Source organism: Streptomyces sp. NBC_00483, from assembly GCF_036013745.1.
In the GTDB taxonomy this organism is placed as follows: Bacteria; Actinomycetota; Actinomycetes; order Streptomycetales; family Streptomycetaceae; genus Streptomyces.
In genome coordinates, this window is sequence record NZ_CP107880.1 from 6766389 (window position 1) to 6787603 (window position 21215).

The following is a 21215-nucleotide window of genomic DNA, read 5'->3' on the forward strand; positions in this document are numbered from 1 at the left end:
CTGATGCGCTGGCTGCGAAAGAATCTCGTGGTGATAGCGGGCCTCATAACGCTCGGCTATCTCCTGCTTCCGAACCTCGTCGTCACGGTCTTCTCCTTCAACAAACCGAAGGGCCGCTTCAATTACGAATGGCAGGCGTTCTCGACGGACGCCTGGAAGAACCCGTGCGGCGTCGCCGACATGTGCGGCTCGCTCTCGCTGAGCCTCCAGATCGCGTTCTGGGCCACGATCGGCGCGACGGCCCTCGGCACGATGATCGCCTTCGCGCTCGTCCGCTACCGGTTCAGGGCGCGCGGCGCGATCAACTCGCTGATCTTCCTGCCGATGGCGATGCCGGAGGTCGTGATGGCGGCCTCGCTGCTCACGCTCTTCCTCAACATGGGCGCCCAGCTGGGCTTCTGGACGATCCTGATCGCCCACATCATGTTCTGCCTCAGCTTCGTGGTGACGGCGGTGAAGGCGCGCGTGATGTCGATGGACCCGCGCCTGGAGCAGGCGGCGCAGGACCTGTACGCGGGCCCGGTGCAGACGTTCCTGCGCGTGACGCTGCCGATCGCGGCGCCCGGCATCGCGGCAGGCGCGCTGCTCGCCTTCGCGCTGTCCTTCGACGATTTCATCATCACCAATTTCAACGCGGGCTCGACCGTCACGTTCCCCATGTTCGTCTGGGGCTCGGCGCAGCGCGGAACGCCCGTTCAGATCAATGTCATCGGTACGGCCATGTTCCTGGTCGCCGTACTGTGTGTGCTGGCTGCAATGACCATCGGTAAGCGCAAGAACAAAACTGCCTGATCTACTCGTATTTCTGAGGGAGTTGGAATCATGGCCGCACGCGCCATGAATCGCTGGACGAATTCACTCGCCGACGCCAAGCCGGTCACCTACTGGCTCGACGACCCCGGCAGGCCCGAGGCCCGCCCGGCCCTGACCGGCGACGAGCACTGCGACCTCCTGGTCGTCGGCGGCGGCTACAGCGGACTGTGGACCGCGCTGCTCGCCAAGGAGCGCGACCCGGGCCGTGACGTGGTCCTCGTCGAGGGCCGCGAGATCGGCTGGGCCGCCTCCGGGCGCAACGGTGGATTCTGTGCCGCCTCCCTCACGCACGGCACGGCCAACGGGCTCGCCCGCTGGCCGAAGGAGATCAAGAAGCTGGAGGAGCTGGGCGCCGCCAACCTCGACGCCATCGAGGCGGCGGTGGCCCGCTACTCCATCGACTGCGACTTCGAGCGCACCGGCGAGCTGGACGTGGCGACGCAGCCCCACCAGGTCGCCGAACTGCACGAGTTCCACGCGGAGTTGACCGAGGCAGGTCTCGCCGACGTCGTCGAGCTCCTCGACGCGGACGAGACCCGCGAACAGGTCGCGTCGCCCACCTTCCTCGGCTCGATGTACGACCGGCACGGCGTCGCCATGCTCCACCCGGCGAAGCTGGCATGGGGCCTCAAGCGCGCCTGCCTCGACCTCGGCGTCCGCATCCACGAGAACACGCCGGCCACGGAGTTGGCCTCGAACGGCGCCGGCGTCGCGGTCCGCACCCCGTACGGACGGGTCTTCGCCCGGCACGCCGCACTCGCCACGAACGTCTTCCCGTCCCTGGTGAAGCGCACGCGCGCGTACACCGTCCCGGTCTACGACTACGCGCTGATGACGGAGCCGCTGAGCGCGGACCAGCTGGCGGCGGTCGGCTGGAAGAACCGCCAGGGCCTCGGCGACTCCGCCAACCAGTTCCACTACTTCCGGCTCTCGGCCGACAACCGGATCCTGTGGGGCGGCTACGACGCGATCTACCCGTACGGCGGCCGGGTGCGGGCCGAGCACGACCACCGCCCGGAGACGTACGCGAAGCTGGCGGGCCACTTCTTCGCGTGCTTCCCGCAGTTGGAGGGCCTGCGCTTCACGCACGCCTGGGGCGGCGCGATCGACACCTGCACCCGCTTCTCGGCGTTCTTCGGCACGGCGCACGCGGGGCGGGTGGCGTACGCCGCCGGGTACACGGGCCTCGGCGTGGGCGCGACGCGGTTCGGCGCTGACGTGATGCTGGACCTGCTCTCGGGCGAGCGCACGGACCGTACGGAGCTTGAGATGGTGCGCAAGAAGCCGCTCCCGTTCCCGCCCGAGCCGTTCGCGTCCACGGGCATCGCGCTCACCAAGTGGTCCCTTGCACGCGCCGACGAGAACGGCGGCCGCCGCAATCTGTGGCTGAAGGCGATGGACACGGTGGGCCTCGGCTTCGACAGCTGAGCGCTACGCCGACGTCGGCGTGCCCTGATGGAAGTAGATCCGCCACCCGGCCTCCGGGTGGCGGCGCCACAGGGAGCTGCGGTTCACCCGACGCTCGCCTTCGTCCGTTCTGAACGTGAGGTGCACGATGCCGGGGGCGAGGAGCGTCCCCGCCATCTCCGTGACCCGGATCGGCGGGCCGGGATCCGCGGCCCCGGTCACCGCCAGGATCGACTCCCGCCCCCAGCGCCGCCCGGACGCGCCGAACTCGAAGAATTCCGGGTCGAGCAGCGCCAGTACGAGCTCGTCATGCGCGCGTACGTCCGGTTCCAGCAGCCGCAGCTCCCTGTCGATCGCCGCCTGCACCTGCGTCTTCTCGTCCTCTTCCATGGCCCGAGAGTACGGGTGCGCCTGCTGGGGATCACCCGGCGTACGCCCTGGTCGTACGCGGCTCCGAAAATTCACTACCTCCAGGTAACCGAAGTCGCGTAATGCTCGGGCCACTTCCTCCTCTCGTTCGTGACGATCAGCGTCGATGTGAACGAGGAGGCCTCTTCATGACTGGCTCGGGCGACAAGGCCGCCGTCGAGTGGCTGGTGTCCGTGGCACCGGATCCGGACGCCTGCCGCTGGGAGTGGGAACGCAATCCGCACGGGGTGGCGCTGCTGCCCGCGGGCGAGCGGTGGGACGTGCTGATCCTGCCGGGGGAGCTGGGTTATCCGACGCTCGACGTGCTGCGCCGGGTGATCGACAGGCCGGGCCCCGTGCTCGCGGACTTCGGCGCCGCCCGCATGGGCTTCTTCGTACCCGCGGGCACGGCCGCCCGGTGGCTCGGCACCGGGGTGCGCGCGGTGGGGAGCGGCAGCTGGATCGTGGTGCCCTACCCCGGCCGGCTCGCGGGCGGCGTGCGCTGGCTGGTGCCGCCGGACGGCTCGGGCACGCTCACGGACCCGGCGCTCCTGGAACTCGCGATGCACGAGGCGGCGGCCCAACTGGCAAGGGGCACAGGGGAGTAGTGGTGGGAGTGCTGGGAGATCCGCGGATCCCCGACCCTTGACAACTCAATTGGTCTGGACCAAATTGGGCGCGCTCCACCGTGCTCGTTTCCCCCACCACGCCCGGAGGCAGCCATGTCCCGCTCCAGACCCCGCAGGTCCCGTACACCCCGTGGATTCCACCGGCTCTTGACGAGCCTCGCGGCCGCCGCGCTCGCCGCGACCGGCCTCACCGCCCTGTCCACCACCGCACGTGCCGCCGATGCCGACCTCCCGGCGCACGCCCTCGTCGGCTACCTCCACGCGAGCTTCGCCAACGGCGCCGGATACACCCGCCTCGCCGACGTCCCCGACAACTGGGACGTCATCGACCTCGCCTTCGGCGAACCCACGTCGACGACCTCCGGAGACATCCGCTTCGACCGCTGTCCGGCCACGGAGTGTCCGGGCGTCGAGTCGGACGCCGAGTTCAAGGCCGCGATCAAGGCCAAGCAGGCGGCGGGCAAGAAGGTCCTGATCTCGATCGGCGGCCAGAACGGCCAGGTCCAACTCACCACGGCCGCCGCCCGCGACACCTTCGTCACGTCCGTCTCGAAGATCATCGACGAGTACGGTCTCGACGGCCTCGACATCGACTTCGAGGGCCACTCCCTCTCCCTGGACGCCGACGACACCGACTTCAAGAACCCGAAGACCCCGGTGATCGTGAACCTGATCTCGGCGGTGAAGTCCCTGAAGGCCAAGTACGGCGACAAGTTCACGCTGACCATGGCCCCGGAGACGTTCTTCGTCCAGCTCGGCTACCAGTACTACGGCACCGGCAAATGGGGCGGTCAGGACCCGCGCGCGGGGGCGTACCTCCCGGTCATCCACGCTCTGCGCGACGACCTGACGCTCCTCCACGTCCAGGACTACAACTCCGGCCCGATCATGGGCCTCGACAACCAGTACCACTCCATGGGCGGCGCCGACTTCCATATCGCCATGACCGACATGCTGCTCACCGGCTTCCCGGTCGCGGGCGACGCGAACAACGTCTTCCCGCCGCTGCGCCCCGACCAGGTAGCGATCGGCATGCCGGCGTCCACCCAGGCGGGCAACGGCTACGTGTCCCCGGCCGAGACGAACAAGGCCCTCGACTGCCTCACCAAGAAGACCGACTGCGGCTCGTACGCGCCCCATGGGACCTGGCCGGACCTGCGTGGACTGATGACGTGGTCGATCAACTGGGACCGCTTCGGCAACTGGGAGTTCCAGAAGAACTTCGACGGCTACTTCGGCTGACCGCGTACGCCGCCGCGCACAACAACAGCACCGACAGGCACCAACTGCCGAGCACATCGGCCGGCCAGTGATACCCCTGCCGTACGAGTCCCAGGCCTACGGCCGCGTTCAACACGACGCAGCCGTAGGCCAGTCGGCGTGAACGGAGCACCAGCACGCACAGTCCGTACGCGACCGCGGCCGTCGCCGTGTGGCCCGACGGGTAGAAGCCCGTCTCCGGTGCCATGGGCGGCGGTCCCGGGCGGGCGATGAGCGACTGGAGCGGGGCCACCAGGGCGGGGACCAGGGCCATCGTCACGACCGCGGTGAGCACGGAGAACCAGGACCGGGTGCGCCAGGTGACGTACGCGAGGGTGACGGCGAGGACCGGGAGCGCGACGCTCATGTTGCCGAGGTCGGCGAAGAACTCCGCGGGGGCGGAAGGGATCGCGCTCGTGCGGATCGCGTTGCCGAGGCGCTCGTCGTACGTGACCAGGGGGCCGTCGGATGCGACCTGCCAGGTGAGTGCGGCGAAGAGAAGCGCCGCGAAGAGGGGGAGAAAAATGGTCGGCCGGTTCGGAACAGGGGGGGTAGTTCCGAACCGGCCGAACTGGCCGGCGTATCGCGCGCCCCGGGGGGTTTGGGGCGAGCGACCGTCCGACCGGTGAGGAGTTCCGGAGCCGGAAGCTCCGGGTGTGTGCGCGAGGGCACGACCAGGGCGAAGCTGGGGAGGCCTCGACCCGGGTTCGCCCGCAGTCGCCTGCGAGCGAGGTGTTTCTCTCATCTGCAGAAACCGTACGGCAGGGGCTGAGGGTGCGACAGCCGGTTGGGCAACATCCCATCGGCCTCGCACACCTTCTTCACACGGCCCGACCGTCGTCGCAGGTCACGGAATCGTCGCGGCATACGCCATCACGATCGGGGCGTGTGGCTCCTGTTACCGGAGCGGCGTCCTGGGAGCTCCTCAGAGCGCCGCGAACGCGTTTTCGATGATGTCGAGGCCCTCGTTCAGGAGGTCCTGGCCGATGACGAGCGGCGGCAGGAAGCGCAGCACGTTGCCGTAGGTGCCACAGGTGAGGACGAGCAGGCCCTCGGCGTGGCAGGCCTTGGCGAGGGCGGCGGTGGCCTCCGGAGCCGGCTCCTTGGTGGCCGGGTCCTTGACCAGCTCGACGGCGATCATGCCGCCGCGGCCGCGGATGTCGCCGATGACAGGGAACTTCTCCTGCATCGCCGACAGGCGCGACTTCATCGTCGTCTCGATCTCCTTCGCCTTGGCGTTGAGGTCGAGCTCCTTCATCGTCTCGATGGCGCCGAGCGCACCGGCGCAGGCCACCGGGTTGCCGCCGTAGGTGCCGCCGAGGCCGCCCGCGTGCGCGGCGTCCATGATCTCGGCCTTACCGGTCACGGCGGCGAGCGGGAGGCCGCCCGCGATGCCCTTGGCGGTCGTGATCAGGTCCGGGACGATGCCCTCGTTCTCGCACGCGAACCACTGGCCCGTGCGGCAGAAGCCGGACTGGATCTCGTCCGCGACGAAGACGATGCCGTTGTCGGCGGCGAACTGGCGGATCGCCGGGAGGAAGCCCTTGGCCGGCTCGATGAAGCCGCCCTCGCCGAGCACCGGCTCGATGATGATCGCGGCGACGTTGTCCGCGCCGATCTGCTTGGTGATCTGGTCGATCGCCTGGGCGGAGGCCTCGGCGCCCGCGTTCTCCTCGCCGGTCGGCCAGCGGTAGCCGTAGGCCACCGGGACGCGGTAGACCTCGGGCGCGAACGGGCCGAAGCCGTTCTTGTACGGCATGTTCTTCGAGGTCAGCGCCATCGTCAGGTTCGTACGGCCGTGGTAGCCGTGGTCGAAGACGACGACCGCCTGGCGCTTGGTGTAGGCGCGGGCGATCTTGACGGCGTTCTCGACGGCCTCGGCGCCGGAGTTGAAGAGGGCCGACTTCTTCTCGTGGTCGCCCGGCGTCAGCTCGGCGAGCGCCTCGGCGACCGCGACGTAGCTCTCGTACGGCGTGACCATGAAGCAGGTGTGGGTGAAGTCCTGCAGCTGGGCGGAGGCGCGGCGGACCACGGCCTCGGCGGAGGCGCCGACGGAGGTCACGGCGATACCGGAACCGAAGTCGATGAGGCGGTTGCCGTCGACGTCCTCGATGATGCCGCGGTCGACCTTGGCGGTGAACACCGGCAGCGTGGAGCCCACGCCTGCGGCGACGACCGCGGTGCGGCGGGCCTGCAGCTCCTGCGACTTCGGGCCGGGGATGGCGGTGACGACGCGGCGCTCCTGCGGGATGTCGCTCATGCGGGGCTCCTGGTTCTGGAATCCGGTCCCGGGTTCCGTCGCGACGTCGCCGGGGCTGCTTTCGGGGGGTTTCTCGCAGGTTAGGGGCGGGGGAGCGGGGTGGTCATGCTCCATCCGGGCGGGGTCGGTGGTGCCCGTTGTCCGTCTTGGACAGGTGTGGATCCGGTGGGGTCTCCGGACGGGACGGGTGCGCGCGCCGCGACGGGCCCGGCCCATGGGGCGCGTATGCGGTGAACTCCCCTGGTACGGGCATTAGATTGAGGCGCGATCGACGCACACGGCACAGGGCAGCTCAGGGGGCTAGGCCATGGACAGCGAAAGCGGCATGCAGGGCACGCAGGGTGCGGGTGGCGGTGAGCGGCAGGCGTCCGCGCCCGTGCCGCGTCCCGCGCGGCCGCCCCGCTCGGCCGCCCCGCCGATGCCCCGGCAGGCGCCCCCGGCGGCCCGCGGCTCGGTGGCCGAGTGGCTCGCCGCGCGCCGTCCCAAGACCCAACCGGGTGTGTGGCGGTACGAGTACGAGCCCCGGCCCCCGGAGCGGGACACGTCGGCGATCGGGCGCAAGCTGCTGGTGTGGATGGCGCTGTCGTTCCTGGTCGGCGTCCTGTTGTGGAGTCTGTGGCGGCGCGGCACGCTGCCGTACCAGTGGGCCCCGCTGAAGATCTTCACGCCGGACGGTTGGTGGTGGCCGGGCACGACCTCGCCCCGGGACCAGAAGGCGTACGACGCACTCGTCGTCTACGAAGGCGTGGCTTTCGCTCTGCTCGTCTTCTTGGTGGGGCGTTTCGGGGCCTGGGCGGAGGGCATCCGGCACTTCGTCGTCCGCAGGCCCCAGCCGGCCCGCGCGATCGTGGCCTCGGTCGCCGCCGTGGGCGTGCTGGTCTTCGTGTGGCCGGACGCGCTCGGCCTCTCCTGGCGGCCGCTGCCGATCGCCGACCCGGTCCTCTCCCTCGTCGTCCTCGTCACCGGCGGCTACGGCTTCTTCCAGGTCCCGGTCCTCGCCTATCTCCTGTACGCGCTGATCACGGCGGCGGTGCTGTGGCCGTTCGCCCGGATCGGCGGCTGGCTCGACATCTGGTCCGCGCGCCGCAAGAAGGAAGCGCCGCCCCGTCCCGCCGCCCAACCCGCGCGCGCGGGTTGGGCGCAACTGCGCGAGGCGGGCCAGGGCCAGGCCGCCGACGTGCTCACCGCCGAGGTGGCGGGCGGCCGCATGAACGACGTGGACTGTGCGCGCGTCACCCACGCCTGGCGGCACACCGCCGACCCGGCCGCCTTCACCAAGACCGTGCTCAAGCAGGGCGCGGGCGCCTGGGCGCACCCTTCGGGGCAGCGCGATCTGCCGGCCCGCGCGGCGGCGCACGACCTGCTCGTCGGCCAGGTGCGGATCGGCTCCTTCGCGAGCGACGAGCGCAATCCGTACGCGCTGCGGGGCGCGGGCGCGGCCCTCGACCCGAACCTGCTCGGAACCTCGCTCCTCGCCGTAGGACCGCCGGGCGCGGGCAAGACGGCGGGGGTCGTACGCCCCGTGGTCGAGTCCCTGGCGCTCCAGGCGCTCACCGGGCAGTGCGCCGTGCTCGCGGTCTGCGCGCAGGGCACCCCGCTCGGCCCCGACGACGCGTACGACGTGGTGGTCAGGCCGGGCGACCGGTCGTCGGTGCACGACCTCGACCTGTACGCGGACGCCACCGACGCGGACGAGGCCGCGGGCTTCCTCGCCGAGGGCCTGGTCGGTGACCTGGACACGGTCGACACCCGGCGCGCCTCCACTGCGCTCGCCCAGCTCCTCGGCCCCTACAGGGAGGCGCACGGCACGTTCCCCGCGGTGCCGGTGCTGCGCGAACTCCTGGAGGGCGATCCGGAGGCCTTCGCCGACCTCAAGGGGCGCCTGTTGGCGGACTCCGCGATGCGGCGCGAACTCGACGCCCGGCAACGGCAGTTCGGCACCGCCAGCGATCCGGGCCCGCTGCTCGCCGACCGCCTCGCCCTCCTGGACCGCCCGATCTTCTCCGGCTTCTTCGACCCGGCCGCCGCCCGCCCGTTCTCCGTACGGGCCCTCGCGCACCACCCGCTGCGGGTCCGCGTCGACCTGCCCGAGCAGGGCCACGAAGAGGCGTCCCGGCTGCTCGCCCGGCTGCTGCTCGCCCAGTTCACCTCCGTCGTACGAGGCCGGGGCGGGCGCTCCCACTTCGCCTGTCTGGTCCTCGACGACGCGGCGCGCACCGTCACCGCGGAGACGGTCCGCGGCATCCAGCGGCTGCGGTCCGCACACGCCGGAGTGGTGCTCGGCCTGCGCACCATCGGCGAGGTCGCCGAGCCCCTGCAGGGCCCGCTGTACGCGGCCGTCGGCTGCCGCATGGCGTTCTCCGGGGTCACCACATGGGACGGCCGACGCTTCGCCGAGGCCTGGGGCACGGAGTGGGTGGAGACCGAGGAGGTCGCGCAGCACGCGGTGTTCGCGCAGCAGCCGCTGACCCGCGCGCTGCACAAGGCACGCCAGATGGTGACCGGGAAGGCCGTCACCACGGACGCCGTCACCGTCCGCAAGGTGGAGCGCGAGCGCTGGTCGGCATCCGATCTGGCGCATGCGGTGCCGCCGGGGCACGCGGTGCTCTCGCTCACCACTGTGCGCGGTGAGCACGCTCCGCCGCTGCTCGTGGACCTGCGGGGCTGAAAAGCGTGTGAAAACGTCTGAAGGTTGACTGAGCTTTCAGGGGGCGGGGGCCCCAGCGGTACGTACGGTGAGGCAGAATCGACACTGGTCGTTCATACGCACCGGCCAAAAGCTTCACAGGATCCACGTGTACGCCCTGCCCCCGTGTACGCCCCCCGCTCACCCGAAGGCCTGGCCTATGCCGCCCACGCTCGCTTCGCTCGTCCACCACTCGGCGCTCAAGCTCGGCGTGCGCGCGGGCGAGCAGCACCTGGACACGCCGGTCCGCTGGGCGCACGTGAGCGAGCTCGCCGATCCCGTCCCGTACATGGAGGGCGGCGAGCTCCTCCTGATGACCGCGCTCAAGCTGGACGCCGAGGACCCGGAGGAGATGAGCCGCTATGTGAAGCGGCTCGTCGAGGCGGGGGTCGTCGGACTCGGCTTCGCCGTCGGCGTCAACTACGACGACGTCCCCGAGGCACTGGTGAAGGCGGCGAAGGACGAGGGTCTTCCGCTGCTCGCGGTGCCGACGCGCACGCCGTTCATCGCCATCAGCAAGGCGGTCTCCGCCGCGATCGCCGCCGAGCAGTACAAGGCTGTCACCTCCGGGTTCGCCGCCCAGCGCGAACTCACCAAGCAGGCGCTGGGCAGCGGGCCCGAAGGGGTGCTCGCCGTGCTCGCCGCGCAGGTCGACGGGTGGGCCGCGCTGTACGACGCGTCGGGCGCCGTCGTCGCCACCGCCCCGGACTGGGCGGGCCGCCGCGCCGCCCGCCTGACCGGCGAGGTGGAGCGGCTGCGGGACCGGCCCGCGCCGGCCAGCGCGGTGGTGGAGAGCGGCTCCGACGACCGGGTCGAACTGCACTCCATCGGCACCGGACGGCGGCCCCGCGCGGCGCTCGCGGTGGGCACGGCGGCGGCCCTGGGGACGGCCGAACGGTACGCGCTGCACTCGGCGATCGCCCTGCTCACCCTCACCACCGAACGCTCCCGGGCGCTGTACGCGGCCGAGCAGCGGATCGGCTCGGCCGTCCTGCGGATGCTGCTCGCGGGGGAGCCCGACCACGCGCGGGCCGTCGCGGGCGACCTGTACGGGGCGCTGCTCGACGCGCCGTTCCGGATGCTGATCGCGGACGCCGCGGCGCCGCCGAAGAACGGGACGGCGCGGCCGGTCGCGGCGCCGTCGAGCGGGACGGCGGCGTTGCTGGCGGAGGCGGTGACCGGGTCCCGGGAGCAGGGTGCGGGACCTGCGGGACCGCTCCCCGTCCTCGCCGACGTCGTGGAGTCCGCGGCGGCGCGCTCCGGCGAGGCGCTGCTCGTCGTCCCCGACGGCGAGCGCCTCGTGCTGCTCGCCGTCGACGGCGGGGCGGCGGCGGAGGCCTGCCTCCAGTACGCGGAGGCCCTGGAGTCGACGCGCGGGGAGAACTCGTCCGAGGACGAACTGGTCATCGGCTTCTCGGCGCCGGCCGGGCCGATCGCGGCGGTGTCCGCGTACAAGCAGGCCGAACAGGCGCTCTCCGTCGCCCGCAGACGCGGCCGGATCCTCGTCGAGCACGAGGATGTCGCGACGGGCTCGGTGTTGCCGTTGCTGGGTGACGACGCGGTCAGGGCGTTCGCGGACGGCCTCCTGCGGGCGCTCCGCGACCACGATGCGACGGGCCGGGGCGACCTGGTGGCCTCGCTCAGGGCGTGGCTCTCCCGCCACGGCCAGTGGGACGCGGCGGCGGCTGACTTGGGCGTCCACCGCCACACGCTCCGCTACCGGATGCGTCGGGTCGAGGAGATCCTGGGCCGCTCCCTGGACGACCCGGACGTCCGCATGGAGCTGTGGCTGGCGCTGAAGGCGACCAGTATTTAAGCCCCGCTCTGGTTACGAGAGCCCGCGGGGTGCGGGGCGGAGCCCCGATCTTTCAGCCCCGCTCTGGTTACGAGAGCCCGCGGGGGCCGGGGCGGAGCCCCGAGGCCGGAACCACGTTGCCGTGCGCCAATTCGGCGAACTGTCACCCACGACTACGCCGCATTGTCCAAACGGCAACCCCACACACCCGCCCTACCGTGGTCACCGCACCCCCCAAACCCACGGAGAGGCCGGTACACGCACCCATGACCACCCACGCCTTCTGGCTCGCCGGCCGCCAGGCCACCGGTGACACGACGTTCGACGTCCACAACTCCTACGACGGCCGCCTCGTCGGCACCGTCGCCGAGCCCACCGAGGCCCAGGTGGAGGAGGCCGTCGCCGCCGCCCACGCCGTGGTCGACGAGTTCGCCGCGACCCCCGCCCACGTACGGGCCAAGGCCCTGAACCACGTGGCCGACCGCCTGATCGAGCGCACCGAGGAGATCGCCCAGCTGATCTCCGCCGAGAACGGCAAGCCGATCAAGTGGGCCCGCGGCGAGGTCGGCCGCGCCGTCTCCGTGTTCCGCTTCTCCGCCGAGGAGGCCCGCCGCTGGAACAGCGGTGAGGCCCAGCGCCTCGACACCGACGCGGGCGGCACGGGCCGCATGGCGATCACCCGCCGCGTCCCGAAGGGCGTCGTCCTCGGCATCGCCCCGTTCAACTTCCCGCTGAACCTGAGCGCCCACAAGGTCGCCCCGGCCATCGCGGTGGGCGCGCCCATCATCCTCAAGCCGGCCCCGGCCACCCCGATCTCCTCGCTGATCCTCGGCGAGCTGCTCGCGGAGACGGACCTCCCGGCCGGTTCCTGGTCGGTGCTCACGGTCCCCAACGACCGCATGCCCGCCCTGGTCCAGGACGAGCGCCTCCCGGTCATCTCCTTCACCGGCTCGGGCCCCGTCGGCTACGCGATCATGGACAGCGTCCCGCGCAAGCACTGCACCCTGGAGCTCGGCGGCAACGGCGCGGCCGTCGTTCTCGCCGACTACGCCTCCGAGGCCGACCTGGACTGGGCGGCGAGCCGTATCGCCACCTTCTCCAACTACCAGGGCGGCCAGTCCTGCATCTCGGTGCAGCGCGTCATCGCCGACGCCAGCGTCTACGACCGGCTCCTGCCGAAGATCGTCGCCGCCGTCGAGGCGCAGGTCACCGGCGACCCGGCCGACGACGCCACCGACGTGGGCCCGCTGGTCAGCGAGGACGCCGCGAAGCGCGTCGAGTCGTGGGTGACCGAGGCCGTCGACGCCGGCGCCTCCCTCCTCGCCGGCGGCAAGCGCGACGGCGCGACCTACGCGCCCACCGTCCTCGCCGATGTCCCCGCCGACGTCACGATCTCCTGCGAGGAGGTCTTCGGTCCGGTCCTCACGGTGAAGAAGGTGGACGGCGAGGCCGAGGCATTCGCCGCCGTCAACGACTCCAAGTACGGCCTCCAGGCTGGTGTGTTCACGCACGACCTCCAGACCGCGTTCCGCGCCCACCGCGCGCTCGAGGTCGGCGGCGTGGTCATCGGCGACGCCCCGTCCTACCGCGCCGACCAGATGCCGTACGGCGGCGCCAAGCAGTCCGGCGTGGGCCGCGAGGGCGTCAAGTTCGCCATGGACGACTACACGTACGAGCGCGTCCTCGTCCTGACGGGCCTCGCGCTGTAGTCACTCCGAGAGGAGAACACCGAAAACCCCCGGCGCGCGCCTGGTCCGCGCGCCGGACCACGACGGCCGGAGCCCACTGTGCGGGGGCTCCGGCCGTCGGCCTTTCGCCCGAAGGCAACTTCCCCGCGCGCGGCGGCCACTTGAGGGACGTAGTCCAACGCCCCCAACGGAAGGACGTCCCTCATGGCCGCCAGCCGGCATCGCCGCCCCCGCCTCTCCCGACGCCTGAAGCTCGCCGCGGCAGCGGCCACCGCACTCGCGACCGGCGCCACCGTCAGCGTCGCCATGGCCGACGAGTCGGCGAAACTCTGCGACGCCTACGCCACCGTGGCGATGGGCAAGTACTACGTCAACAACAACCTGTGGGGTCAGGACAAGGCCACCGGGTCGCAGTGCATGTGGTCCAACTCCCAGTCGGGCGACACCATTTCGTGGGCCACCGAGTACGACTGGGCCAACAACTCGGCCGGACACGACTACGACGTGAAGTCCTACGTCTCCAGCGTCCTGGGCTGGCACTGGGGCTGGAAGGTCGACAAGTCGGCCACGGGCCTCCCCACCCGCGTCGGTGACAAGAAGGACATCAGGTCGACGTGGAAGTTCGGGCTCAACGCCGACCCGGGCACCATGAACGTCGCCTACGACCTGTGGTTCCACGCCAAGGACAACGCCGACTGGCAGGACGGCCCGACCGACGAGGTCATGATCTGGCTCAACCGCCAGGGCGGCGCGGGCCCCCTCGGCACCAAGGAGGCCACCGTCAGCCTCGGCGGCGCCACCTGGGACCTCTACAAGGGCAACGTCGGCTGGAACGTCTACTCGTTCGTCCGCACCGCCAACACCACCTCCGCGACCCTCGACCTCGACGACTTCAACCAGGCGCTCGTGGCGCGCGGGCTGATGAGCGGCGACAAGTACCTCTCCGGCATCGAGGCCGGCACCGAGGTCTTCAAGGGGAAGGGGAAGCTCAGTACGGAGGCGTACTCCGTGAACGTGGGCTGATCGGCGGACGGGATGTGCGCAGGGGCTGGTCGACATGCCCGTTATCGGGTACATACGATCGAGTAGCACCGACCGGTAACCAGCCGGGCCGGTGACCCGACGCGCGGCGAGGTGAACCTCATGTCCGCAACACCCCCAGCACCCGAGCACCGGGCGAAGGTCTCCGAAAAGGAGGCACGCCAGGTTGCCGAGGCGGCCCGCGAACAGGACTGGCGCAAACCCAGCTTCGCCAAGGAGCTGTTCCTCGGCCGGTTCCGGCTCGACCTCATCCACCCGCACCCGCTGCCCGCCGACGAGGACGCGCAGCGCGGCGAGGAATTCCTCGCCAAGCTGCGCGACTTCTGCGAGACGAAGATCGACTCGGCCCGCATCGAGCGCGAGGCGCAGATCCCCGACGAGACGATCAACGGGCTCAAGGAGCTCGGCGCGCTCGGCATGAAGATCGACACGAAGTACGGCGGTCTCGGGCTCACGCAGGTCTACTACAACAAGTCGCTCGCCCTGGTCGGTTCGGCCTCGCCCGCCATCGGCGCGCTGCTCTCCGCGCACCAGTCCATCGGCGTGCCCCAGCCCTTGAAGCAGTTCGGCACGCAGGAGCAGAAGGACGCCTTCCTGCCGCGCTGCGCCCGCACCGACATCTCGGCGTTCCTGCTCACCGAGCCCGACGTCGGCTCCGACCCGGCCCGGCTCGCCACCACCGCCGTCCCCGACGGCGACGGTACGTACGTCCTCGACGGTGTGAAGCTGTGGACGACGAACGGAGTCGTCGCCGACCTGCTTGTCGTCATGGCCCGCGTACCGAAGTCGGAGGGCCACAAGGGCGGCATCACCGCGTTCGTCGTCGAGGCGGGGTCCGAGGGCGTCACCGTCGAGAACCGCAACGCCTTCATGGGCCTGCGCGGCCTGGAGAACGGCGTCACCCGCTTCCACCAGGTCCGCGTCCCCGCGGCGAACCGGATCGGCCCCGAGGGCGCGGGCCTCAAGATCGCGCTCACCACCCTCAACACCGGCCGCCTCTCGCTGCCCGCGATGTGCGTCGGCGCGGGCAAGTGGTGCCTCAAGATCGCCCGCGAGTGGTCGGCGGAGCGCGAACAGTGGGGCAGGCCGGTCGCGTTCCACGAGGCCGTCGGCTCGAAGATCTCCTTCATCGCGGCGACGACCTTCGCCCTGGAAGCCGTCCTCGACCTCTCCTCGCAGATGGCGGACGAGGACCGCAACGACATCCGTATCGAGGCCGCCCTCGCCAAGCTCTACGGCTCCGAGATGTCCTGCCTGATGGCAGACGAGCTCGTCCAGATCCGCGGCGGCCGCGGCTTCGAGACGGCCGAATCCCTCGCGGCCCGCGGCGAACGCGCCGTCCCCGCCGAGCAGGTCCTGCGCGATCTGCGCATCAACCGCATCTTCGAGGGCTCGACCGAGATCATGCACCTGCTGATCGCGCGCGAGGCCGTGGACGCCCACCTGTCGGTCGCCGGCGACCTCATCGACCCCGAGAAGTCCCTCTCGGACAAGGCGAAGGCGGGAGCAAAAGCAGGCGGCTTCTATGCCCGCTGGCTCCCGAAACTGGTCGCGGGCCCGGGTCAACTCCCGCGTACGTACGCTGAGTTCCACCCCTCCGGGCACCCCGACCTCTCCACCCACCTCCGCTTCGTGGAACGCTCCGCCCGCAAACTCGCCCGCTCCACCTTCTACGCCATGTCCCGCTGGCAGGGCCGCATGGAGACGAAGCAGGGCTTCCTCGGCCGGATCGTCGACATCGGCGCCGAACTCTTCGCCATGAGCGCGGCCTGCGTACGCGCCGAACTCCTGCGCACCACCGAGGCGTACGGACGCGAGGCCTACCAGCTCGCCGACGCCTTCTGCCGCCAGTCCCGCATCCGCGTCGACGAACTCTTCGACCGGCTGTGGACCAACACCGACGACCTCGACCACAAGGTCGTCAAGGGCGTCATAGGAGGTACGTACACGTGGCTGGAGCAGGGCGTCGTCGACCTCAGCGGCGACGGCCCCTGGATCGCCGACGCGACACTCGGCCCGAGCAAGCGGAAGAACGTGCACCGGCCGATCCGCTGAGGCTCCACGCCTGATCCTTTACGTCCTTCTGCCATCCCGTGTCGGACGCACAGGGAGTTCACGCAAGAATGGGGGGATGAGCGACAGCCCATCCCCCCTCGCGGACCCGCACCTCGTCTTCGACCCGGCCCCGGCCGACGCCCCCCGGGACGTCGTCGTCCTGGGCTCCACGGGCTCCATCGGCACGCAGGCCGTCGACCTCGTCCTGCGCAATCCCGACCGGTTCCGCGTCACCGCGCTCAGCGCCGCGGGCGGCCGCGTCGAACTGCTCGCCGAGCAGGCGCACCGGCTGCGCGTACGCACCGTGGCCGTGGCCCGCGAGGACGTCGTGCCCGCGCTGCGCGAGGCGCTGAGCAGCCAGTACGGGCCGGGGGAGAAGCTGCCCGAGATCCTCGCGGGCCCCGACGCCGCCACCGAGATCGCGGGACGCGGCGACTGCCACACCGTGCTCAACGGCATCACCGGCTCCATCGGCCTGGCCCCGACGCTCGCCGCGCTCCAGGCGGGCCGCACCCTCGCCCTCGCCAACAAGGAGTCGCTGATCGTCGGCGGCCCGCTGGTGAAGGGCATCGCCAAGCCCGGCCAGATCATCCCGGTCGACTCCGAGCACGCCGCGCTCTTCCAGGCTCTCGCCGGCGGCACCCGCGCCGACGTCCGCAAGCTCGTCGTCACCGCGTCCGGCGGCCCGTTCCGCGGCCGTACGAAGGCGGACCTCGCGAACGTCACCGTGGACGACGCGCTCGCGCACCCCACCTGGGCGATGGGCCCGGTCATCACCATCAACTCCTCGACCCTGGTCAACAAGGGCCTGGAGGTCATCGAGGCCCATCTCCTCTACGACATCCCCTTCGACCGCATCGAAGTCGTCGTGCACCCGCAGTCCTACGTGCACTCCATGGTCGAGTTCGTCGACGGCTCGACGCTTGCCCAGGCGACCCCGCCCGACATGCGCGGCCCCATCGCCGTCGGCATCGGCTGGCCCGAGCGGATCCCCGACGCGGCCCCCGCGTTCGACTGGACGAAGGCCTCCAGCTGGGAGTTCTTCCCGCTCGACAACGAGGCGTTTCCGGCCGTGGGGCTCGCCCGCCATGTGGGGGAGCTCGCGGGCACGGCCCCGGCGGTGTTCAATGCCGCCAACGAGGAGTGCGTGGACGCGTTCTTGAAGGGCGCCCTTCCGTACAACGGGATCATGGAGACCGTGACGAAGGTCGTCGAGGACTGCATCTCTGAGAGGCGTGGCACACCGGGATCGGGAACTTCCCTCACCGTCGCGGACGTCCTCGAAGCGGAGACCTGGGCGCGCGCCCGGGCCCGTGAACTGACCGCAACGGACAAGGCAGCCGCGGAGGCTCGTGCATGACGACCTTGATGATGATCCTCGGCGTAGTCATCTTCGCGGTGGGTCTGCTCTTCTCCATCGCCTGGCACGAGCTGGGCCACCTGTCGACGGCGAAGCTCTTCGGCATCCGCGTCCCGCAGTACATGGTCGGCTTCGGGCCCACGATCTTCTCGCGCAAGAAGGGCGACACCGAGTACGGCGTCAAGGCCATCCCGCTCGGCGGCTACATCCGCATGATCGGCATGTTCCCGCCGGGTGCCGACGGGAAGATCGAGTCCCGCTCGACCTCGCCGTTCCGCTCCATGGTGGAGGACGCGCGCGCCGCGGCCTTCGAGGAGCTTCAGCCCGGTGACGAGACCCGGCTCTTCTACACGCGCAAGCCGTGGAAGCGCGTCATCGTCATGTTCGCCGGTCCTTTCATGAACCTGATCCTCGCGATCGGCCTGTTCCTCACGGTCCTGATGGGCTTCGGCGTCACCCAGCAGACGAACGTCGTCTCCTCGGTCTCGTCCTGCGTCATCCAGGCCAGCGCCAACCGCGACAGCTGCAAAGCCTCCGACCCGGAGTCCCCGGCGAAGGCGGCGGGCCTGCTGCCGAAGGACAAGATCGTGTCCTTCAACGGGGTCACGACGGACGAGTGGAACGCCCTGTCCGACGAGATCCGCGAGAACGCGGGCAACACGGTCCCGGTCGTCGTCGAGCGCGACGGACAGCAGAAGACGCTGACCGCGAAGATCGCCACGAACCAGGTGCCGAAGAAGGACGCCAGCGGCCAGATCACCGACGGCTACGTCAACGCGGGCTTCCTCGGCTTCACCGCGGCCACCGGCGTCGTACGCCAGGACTTCGGCTCCTCCGTGACCTGGATGTCCGACCGGGTCGGCGACGCGGTGGACTCCATCATCGCGCTGCCCGCGAAGATCCCCGCCCTCTGGGACGCGGCGTTCGGCGACGGCCCGCGCGAGCAGGACTCGCCGATGGGCGTGGTCGGCGCGGCCCGGGTAGGCGGCGAGATCTTCACCCTCGACATCCCGCCCACCCAACAACTGGCCATGGCATTGATGCTGGTGGCGGGCTTCAACCTGTCGCTCTTCCTCTTCAACATGCTGCCGCTGCTGCCGCTCGACGGCGGGCACATCGCGGGCGCCCTGTGGGAGGCGCTGCGCAGGAACCTCGCGAAGGTGTTCCGGCGCCCCGACCCGGGCCCGTTCGACGTGGCGAAGCTCATGCCGGTGGCGTACGTGGTGGCCGGTGTATTCGTCTGTTTCACCATCCTCGTGCTGATCGCGGACGTGGTGAACCCGGTGAAAATCTCCTGATCAGACGCCGGACACGCGCCGGTGGCCCGCTGTTCGGGACTGCCCGGCACCCTGAGTGCCGGGCAGTCCCTCTTTATGAGGGTTTGAGGGGGCGCGATGTGCTCGGGCACGCGCCGGTGACGTAATCTCGGAAGCCTCTGGACTCGATCCACACCTTGGGGTTGCACAGCAGATGACTGCGATTTCTCTCGGCATTCCGTCGGTACCGACCAAGCTCGCCGAGCGGCGCAAGAGCCGCCAGATTCAGGTCGGCACCGTGGCGGTCGGCGGAGACGCGCCCGTGTCGGTGCAGTCCATGACCACGACGCGCACCTCCGACATCGGCGCGACCCTGCAGCAGATCGCCGAGCTGACGGCGTCCGGCTGCCAGATCGTCCGCGTCGCCTGCCCCACGCAGGACGACGCCGACGCGCTGTCCGTCATCGCCCGGAAGTCGCAGATCCCGGTGATCGCGGACATCCACTTCCAGCCGAAGTACGTCTTCGCGGCCATCGAGGCCGGCTGCGCCGCGGTCCGGGTGAACCCGGGCAACATCAAGCAGTTCGACGACAAGGTCAAGGAGATCGCCCAGGCGGCGAACGACCACGGCACGCCGATCCGGATCGGTGTGAACGCGGGCTCCCTCGACAAGCGCCTGCTGCAGAAGTACGGCAAGGCGACCCCCGAGGCGCTCGCCGAGTCCGCGCTCTGGGAGGCGGGCCTCTTCGAGGAGCACGGCTTCCGCGACATCAAGATCTCCGTGAAGCACAACGACCCGGTGGTCATGGTCAACGCGTACCGGCAGCTCGCCGCGCAGTGCGACTACCCGCTGCACCTCGGTGTGACCGAGGCGGGCCCGGCGTTCCAGGGCACGATCAAGTCGGCGGTCGCCTTCGGCGCGCTGCTCTCCGAGGGCATCGGCGACACGATCCGCGTCTCCCTGTCCGCCCCGCCGGTCGAGGAGATCAAGGTCGGCAACCAGATCCTGGAGTCCCTCGGCCTCAAGCCCCGCCGCCTGGAGATCGTCTCCTGCCCGTCCTGCGGCCGCGCCCAGGTCGACGTCTACAAGCTCGCCGAGGAGGTCACGGCCGGCCTCGACGGCATGGAGGTCCCGCTGCGCGTGGCCGTCATGGGCTGCGTCGTGAACGGTCCGGGCGAGGCGCGTGAGGCCGACCTCGGTGTCGCCTCCGGCAACGGCAAGGGCCAGATCTTCGTCAAGGGCGAGGTCATCAAGACGGTGCCCGAGTCGAAGATCGTCGAGACGCTCATCGACGAGGCGATGAAGATCGCCGAGCAGATGGAGAAGGACGGCATCGCCTCCGGCGAACCGTCGGTGTCCGTCGCCGGCTGACCCCGCCCCGCGCCAGGCCCGCCACCCTTTCCGGGTGGGCGGGCCTTTGCGCGTCCACGAGCGGGGTGCGCAGTCGCGTCGGCGGCTGCCGGTCGCGGCGTGGTCCCGTTCGCGCAGTTCCCCGCGCCCCTGAAAGGGGCGCGGGGAACTGCGCAAACCACCTACGAAACCGCACCCGCCGACGTAACGGCACAAGGGACACGCCCCACGCGGGAGGCCCCGAAGCAAAGGGGGCCGAAACGTCGACCCGCCACACCCGCGGAGCGCCAGGTACAGTGCGGAGATCAGTAGCCCATCTGGTGAGGCCCCTCCGCACGTGTTGACTCAGACCACCACTCGGGTGCTCGAACCGAGTGACCTCGACGCCGCGCTCGCCGTCCTCGACCGCGAGCCCGTCGCGAACGCCTTCGTCACGGCCCGGGTCCGTGCCGCGGGCCTCGACCCGTGGCGGCTCGGCGGCGAGATGTGGGGCTGGTACGAGGACGGGATGCTGGAGTCCCTGTGCTACGCGGGCGCCAACCTCGTCCCGATCTGCGCGACCGACCGCGCCGTCCGCGGCTTCGCCGACCGCGCCCGGCGGGCGGGCCGCCGCTGCTCCTCCATCGTCGGCCCGGCGGAGCCCACCGCCCGCCTGTGGCAGCTGCTCGAACCGGGCTGGGGCCCGGCCCGCGAGATCCGCGCCCAGCAGCCGCTGATGGTGACCGACCGGATGCCCACGGACGTCACCCCCGACCCGTACATCCGCCGCGTCCGCAAGGACGAGATGGACACGATCATGCCGGCGTGCGTGGCGATGTTCACCGAGGAGGTCGGCGTCTCCCCGATGGCCGGTGACGGCGGCCTGCTGTACCAGGCGCGGGTGGCCGAACTGGTCGGCATGGGCCGCTCGTTCGCCCGCCTCGACGAGAACGGCAAGGTCGCCTTCAAGGCGGAGATCGGCGCCGCGACCGACCAGGTCTGCCAGATCCAGGGCGTGTGGGTGGCCCCCGAGTACCGGGGCATGGGCCTCGCGGCGCCCGGCATGGCGGCGGTCCTGCGCTACGCCCTCGCCGACGTGGCCCCCGTGGTCAGCCTCTACGTCAACGACTTCAACACCCCGGCCCGCGCCGCGTACCGGCGCGTGGGATTCGAAGAGGTCGGGGCGTTCATGAGCGTGCTGTTCTAGGCACCTTCCAGAGGTAACCC

General features: G+C 70.7%; 15 protein-coding genes and 1 pseudogene. 13 read left to right on the forward strand and 3 right to left on the reverse strand.

The annotated features are described in order from the left end of the window. Positions 1-3 precede the first annotated feature (3 nt). Together OHA73_RS30500 and OHA73_RS30505 are read left to right on the forward strand one after the other, a co-directional pair. Positions 4-792, forward strand: coding sequence for an ABC transporter permease (locus tag OHA73_RS30500; RefSeq protein WP_266718915.1), 789 nt, complete (start codon positions 4-6; stop codon positions 790-792). Positions 793-822: 30 nt separating this feature from the next. Next, positions 823-2241, forward strand: coding sequence for an NAD(P)/FAD-dependent oxidoreductase (locus tag OHA73_RS30505; RefSeq protein WP_327656621.1), 1419 nt, complete (start codon positions 823-825; stop codon positions 2239-2241). Between the two features lie 3 nt (positions 2242-2244). Here OHA73_RS30505 and OHA73_RS30510 read toward each other — a convergent pair whose 3' ends face one another. Next, positions 2245-2610, reverse strand: a complete 366-nt coding sequence (locus OHA73_RS30510; RefSeq protein WP_327656622.1) for a nuclear transport factor 2 family protein — start codon at positions 2608-2610, stop codon at positions 2245-2247. A gap of 167 nt (positions 2611-2777) precedes the next feature. On the opposite strand from OHA73_RS30510, the gene OHA73_RS30515 reads away from it, so the two are divergent. Together OHA73_RS30515 and OHA73_RS30520 are read left to right on the forward strand one after the other, a co-directional pair. Further along, positions 2778-3236 carry a hypothetical protein gene (locus OHA73_RS30515; RefSeq protein WP_266714753.1) on the forward strand — a complete coding sequence of 153 codons (459 nt, stop codon included), beginning with the start codon at positions 2778-2780 and terminating at the stop codon, positions 3234-3236. Between the two features lie 240 nt (positions 3237-3476). After that, positions 3477-4499: pseudogene (locus OHA73_RS30520) on the forward strand (chitinase); the annotation flags it as partial. Here OHA73_RS30520 and OHA73_RS30525 read toward each other — a convergent pair. Continuing rightward, the gene (locus OHA73_RS30525; protein WP_327656623.1) at positions 4438-4884 is read right to left on the reverse strand and encodes a phosphatase PAP2 family protein; all 447 of its coding nucleotides are present in this window, start codon (positions 4882-4884) and stop codon (positions 4438-4440) included. The pseudogene OHA73_RS30520 and the gene OHA73_RS30525 overlap by 62 nt on opposite strands. A gap of 558 nt (positions 4885-5442) precedes the next feature. Beyond that, the gene (gene gabT, locus OHA73_RS30530) at positions 5443-6777 is read right to left on the reverse strand and encodes a 4-aminobutyrate--2-oxoglutarate transaminase (RefSeq protein ID WP_266714757.1); all 1335 of its coding nucleotides are present in this window, start codon (positions 6775-6777) and stop codon (positions 5443-5445) included. A 307-nt stretch (positions 6778-7084) separates the two neighbouring features. Here gabT and OHA73_RS30535 point away from each other — a divergent pair, with 307 nt between their 5' ends. The 9 genes from OHA73_RS30535 (at position 7085) to OHA73_RS30575 (ending at position 21195) form a co-directional block, all read left to right on the forward strand. Next, a complete protein-coding gene (locus OHA73_RS30535; RefSeq protein ID WP_327656624.1) occupies positions 7085-9445 on the forward strand; it encodes an ATP/GTP-binding protein in 2361 nt (786 codons plus the stop codon). Between the two features lie 178 nt (positions 9446-9623). After that, positions 9624-11279, forward strand: coding sequence for a PucR family transcriptional regulator (locus OHA73_RS30540; protein WP_266714760.1), 1656 nt, complete (start codon positions 9624-9626; stop codon positions 11277-11279). A 245-nt stretch (positions 11280-11524) separates the two neighbouring features. After that, positions 11525-12967, forward strand: a complete 1443-nt coding sequence (locus OHA73_RS30545; RefSeq protein WP_327656625.1) for an aldehyde dehydrogenase family protein — start codon at positions 11525-11527, stop codon at positions 12965-12967. 183 nt (positions 12968-13150) lie between these two features. Beyond that, a complete protein-coding gene (locus tag OHA73_RS30550) occupies positions 13151-13969 on the forward strand; it encodes a GH12 family glycosyl hydrolase domain-containing protein (protein ID WP_327656626.1) in 819 nt (272 codons plus the stop codon). Between the two features lie 120 nt (positions 13970-14089). Beyond that, complete coding sequence (locus tag OHA73_RS30555; protein WP_267069040.1) at positions 14090-16042, forward strand: acyl-CoA dehydrogenase family protein; 1953 nt, start codon at positions 14090-14092, stop codon at positions 16040-16042. 76 nt (positions 16043-16118) lie between these two features. Continuing rightward, a complete protein-coding gene (dxr, locus tag OHA73_RS30560) occupies positions 16119-17402 on the forward strand; it encodes a 1-deoxy-D-xylulose-5-phosphate reductoisomerase (RefSeq protein ID WP_327656627.1) in 1284 nt (427 codons plus the stop codon). An 8-nt stretch (positions 17403-17410) separates the two neighbouring features. Beyond that, a complete protein-coding gene (locus OHA73_RS30565; protein ID WP_327658552.1) occupies positions 17411-18700 on the forward strand; it encodes a M50 family metallopeptidase in 1290 nt (429 codons plus the stop codon). 172 nt (positions 18701-18872) lie between these two features. Then, positions 18873-20030, forward strand: a complete 1158-nt coding sequence (gene ispG / locus OHA73_RS30570) for a flavodoxin-dependent (E)-4-hydroxy-3-methylbut-2-enyl-diphosphate synthase (RefSeq protein ID WP_266714770.1) — start codon at positions 18873-18875, stop codon at positions 20028-20030. A 316-nt stretch (positions 20031-20346) separates the two neighbouring features. Further along, on the forward strand, positions 20347-21195 hold the full coding sequence (locus tag OHA73_RS30575; RefSeq protein WP_266714772.1) for a GNAT family N-acetyltransferase: 849 nt from the start codon (positions 20347-20349) through the stop codon (positions 21193-21195). Positions 21196-21215: the final 20 nt, after the last annotated feature.

Excerpts from the sequence above, each read along its gene's own strand:
- OHA73_RS30500 (WP_266718915.1), top strand. The coding sequence starts at position 4 with ATGCGCTGGCTGCGAAAGAATCTCGTGGTGATAGCGGGCCTCATAACG.
- OHA73_RS30535 (WP_327656624.1), top strand. The coding sequence starts at position 7,085 with ATGGACAGCGAAAGCGGCATGCAGGGCACGCAGGGTGCGGGTGGCGGT.
- OHA73_RS30545 (WP_327656625.1), top strand. The coding sequence starts at position 11,525 with ATGACCACCCACGCCTTCTGGCTCGCCGGCCGCCAGGCCACCGGTGAC.
- ispG (WP_266714770.1), top strand. The coding sequence starts at position 18,873 with ATGACTGCGATTTCTCTCGGCATTCCGTCGGTACCGACCAAGCTCGCC.
- gabT (WP_266714757.1), bottom strand. The coding sequence starts at position 6,777 with ATGAGCGACATCCCGCAGGAGCGCCGCGTCGTCACCGCCATCCCCGGC.
- OHA73_RS30565 (WP_327658552.1), top strand. The coding sequence starts at position 17,411 with ATGATGATCCTCGGCGTAGTCATCTTCGCGGTGGGTCTGCTCTTCTCC.
- OHA73_RS30515 (WP_266714753.1), top strand. The coding sequence starts at position 2,778 with ATGACTGGCTCGGGCGACAAGGCCGCCGTCGAGTGGCTGGTGTCCGTG.
- OHA73_RS30550 (WP_327656626.1), top strand. The coding sequence starts at position 13,151 with ATGGCCGCCAGCCGGCATCGCCGCCCCCGCCTCTCCCGACGCCTGAAG.
- OHA73_RS30525 (WP_327656623.1), bottom strand. The coding sequence starts at position 4,884 with ATGAGCGTCGCGCTCCCGGTCCTCGCCGTCACCCTCGCGTACGTCACC.
- OHA73_RS30505 (WP_327656621.1), top strand. The coding sequence starts at position 823 with ATGGCCGCACGCGCCATGAATCGCTGGACGAATTCACTCGCCGACGCC.
- OHA73_RS30510 (WP_327656622.1), bottom strand. The coding sequence starts at position 2,610 with ATGGAAGAGGACGAGAAGACGCAGGTGCAGGCGGCGATCGACAGGGAG.
- OHA73_RS30555 (WP_267069040.1), top strand. The coding sequence starts at position 14,090 with ATGTCCGCAACACCCCCAGCACCCGAGCACCGGGCGAAGGTCTCCGAA.
- dxr (WP_327656627.1), top strand. The coding sequence starts at position 16,119 with ATGAGCGACAGCCCATCCCCCCTCGCGGACCCGCACCTCGTCTTCGAC.
- OHA73_RS30540 (WP_266714760.1), top strand. The coding sequence starts at position 9,624 with ATGCCGCCCACGCTCGCTTCGCTCGTCCACCACTCGGCGCTCAAGCTC.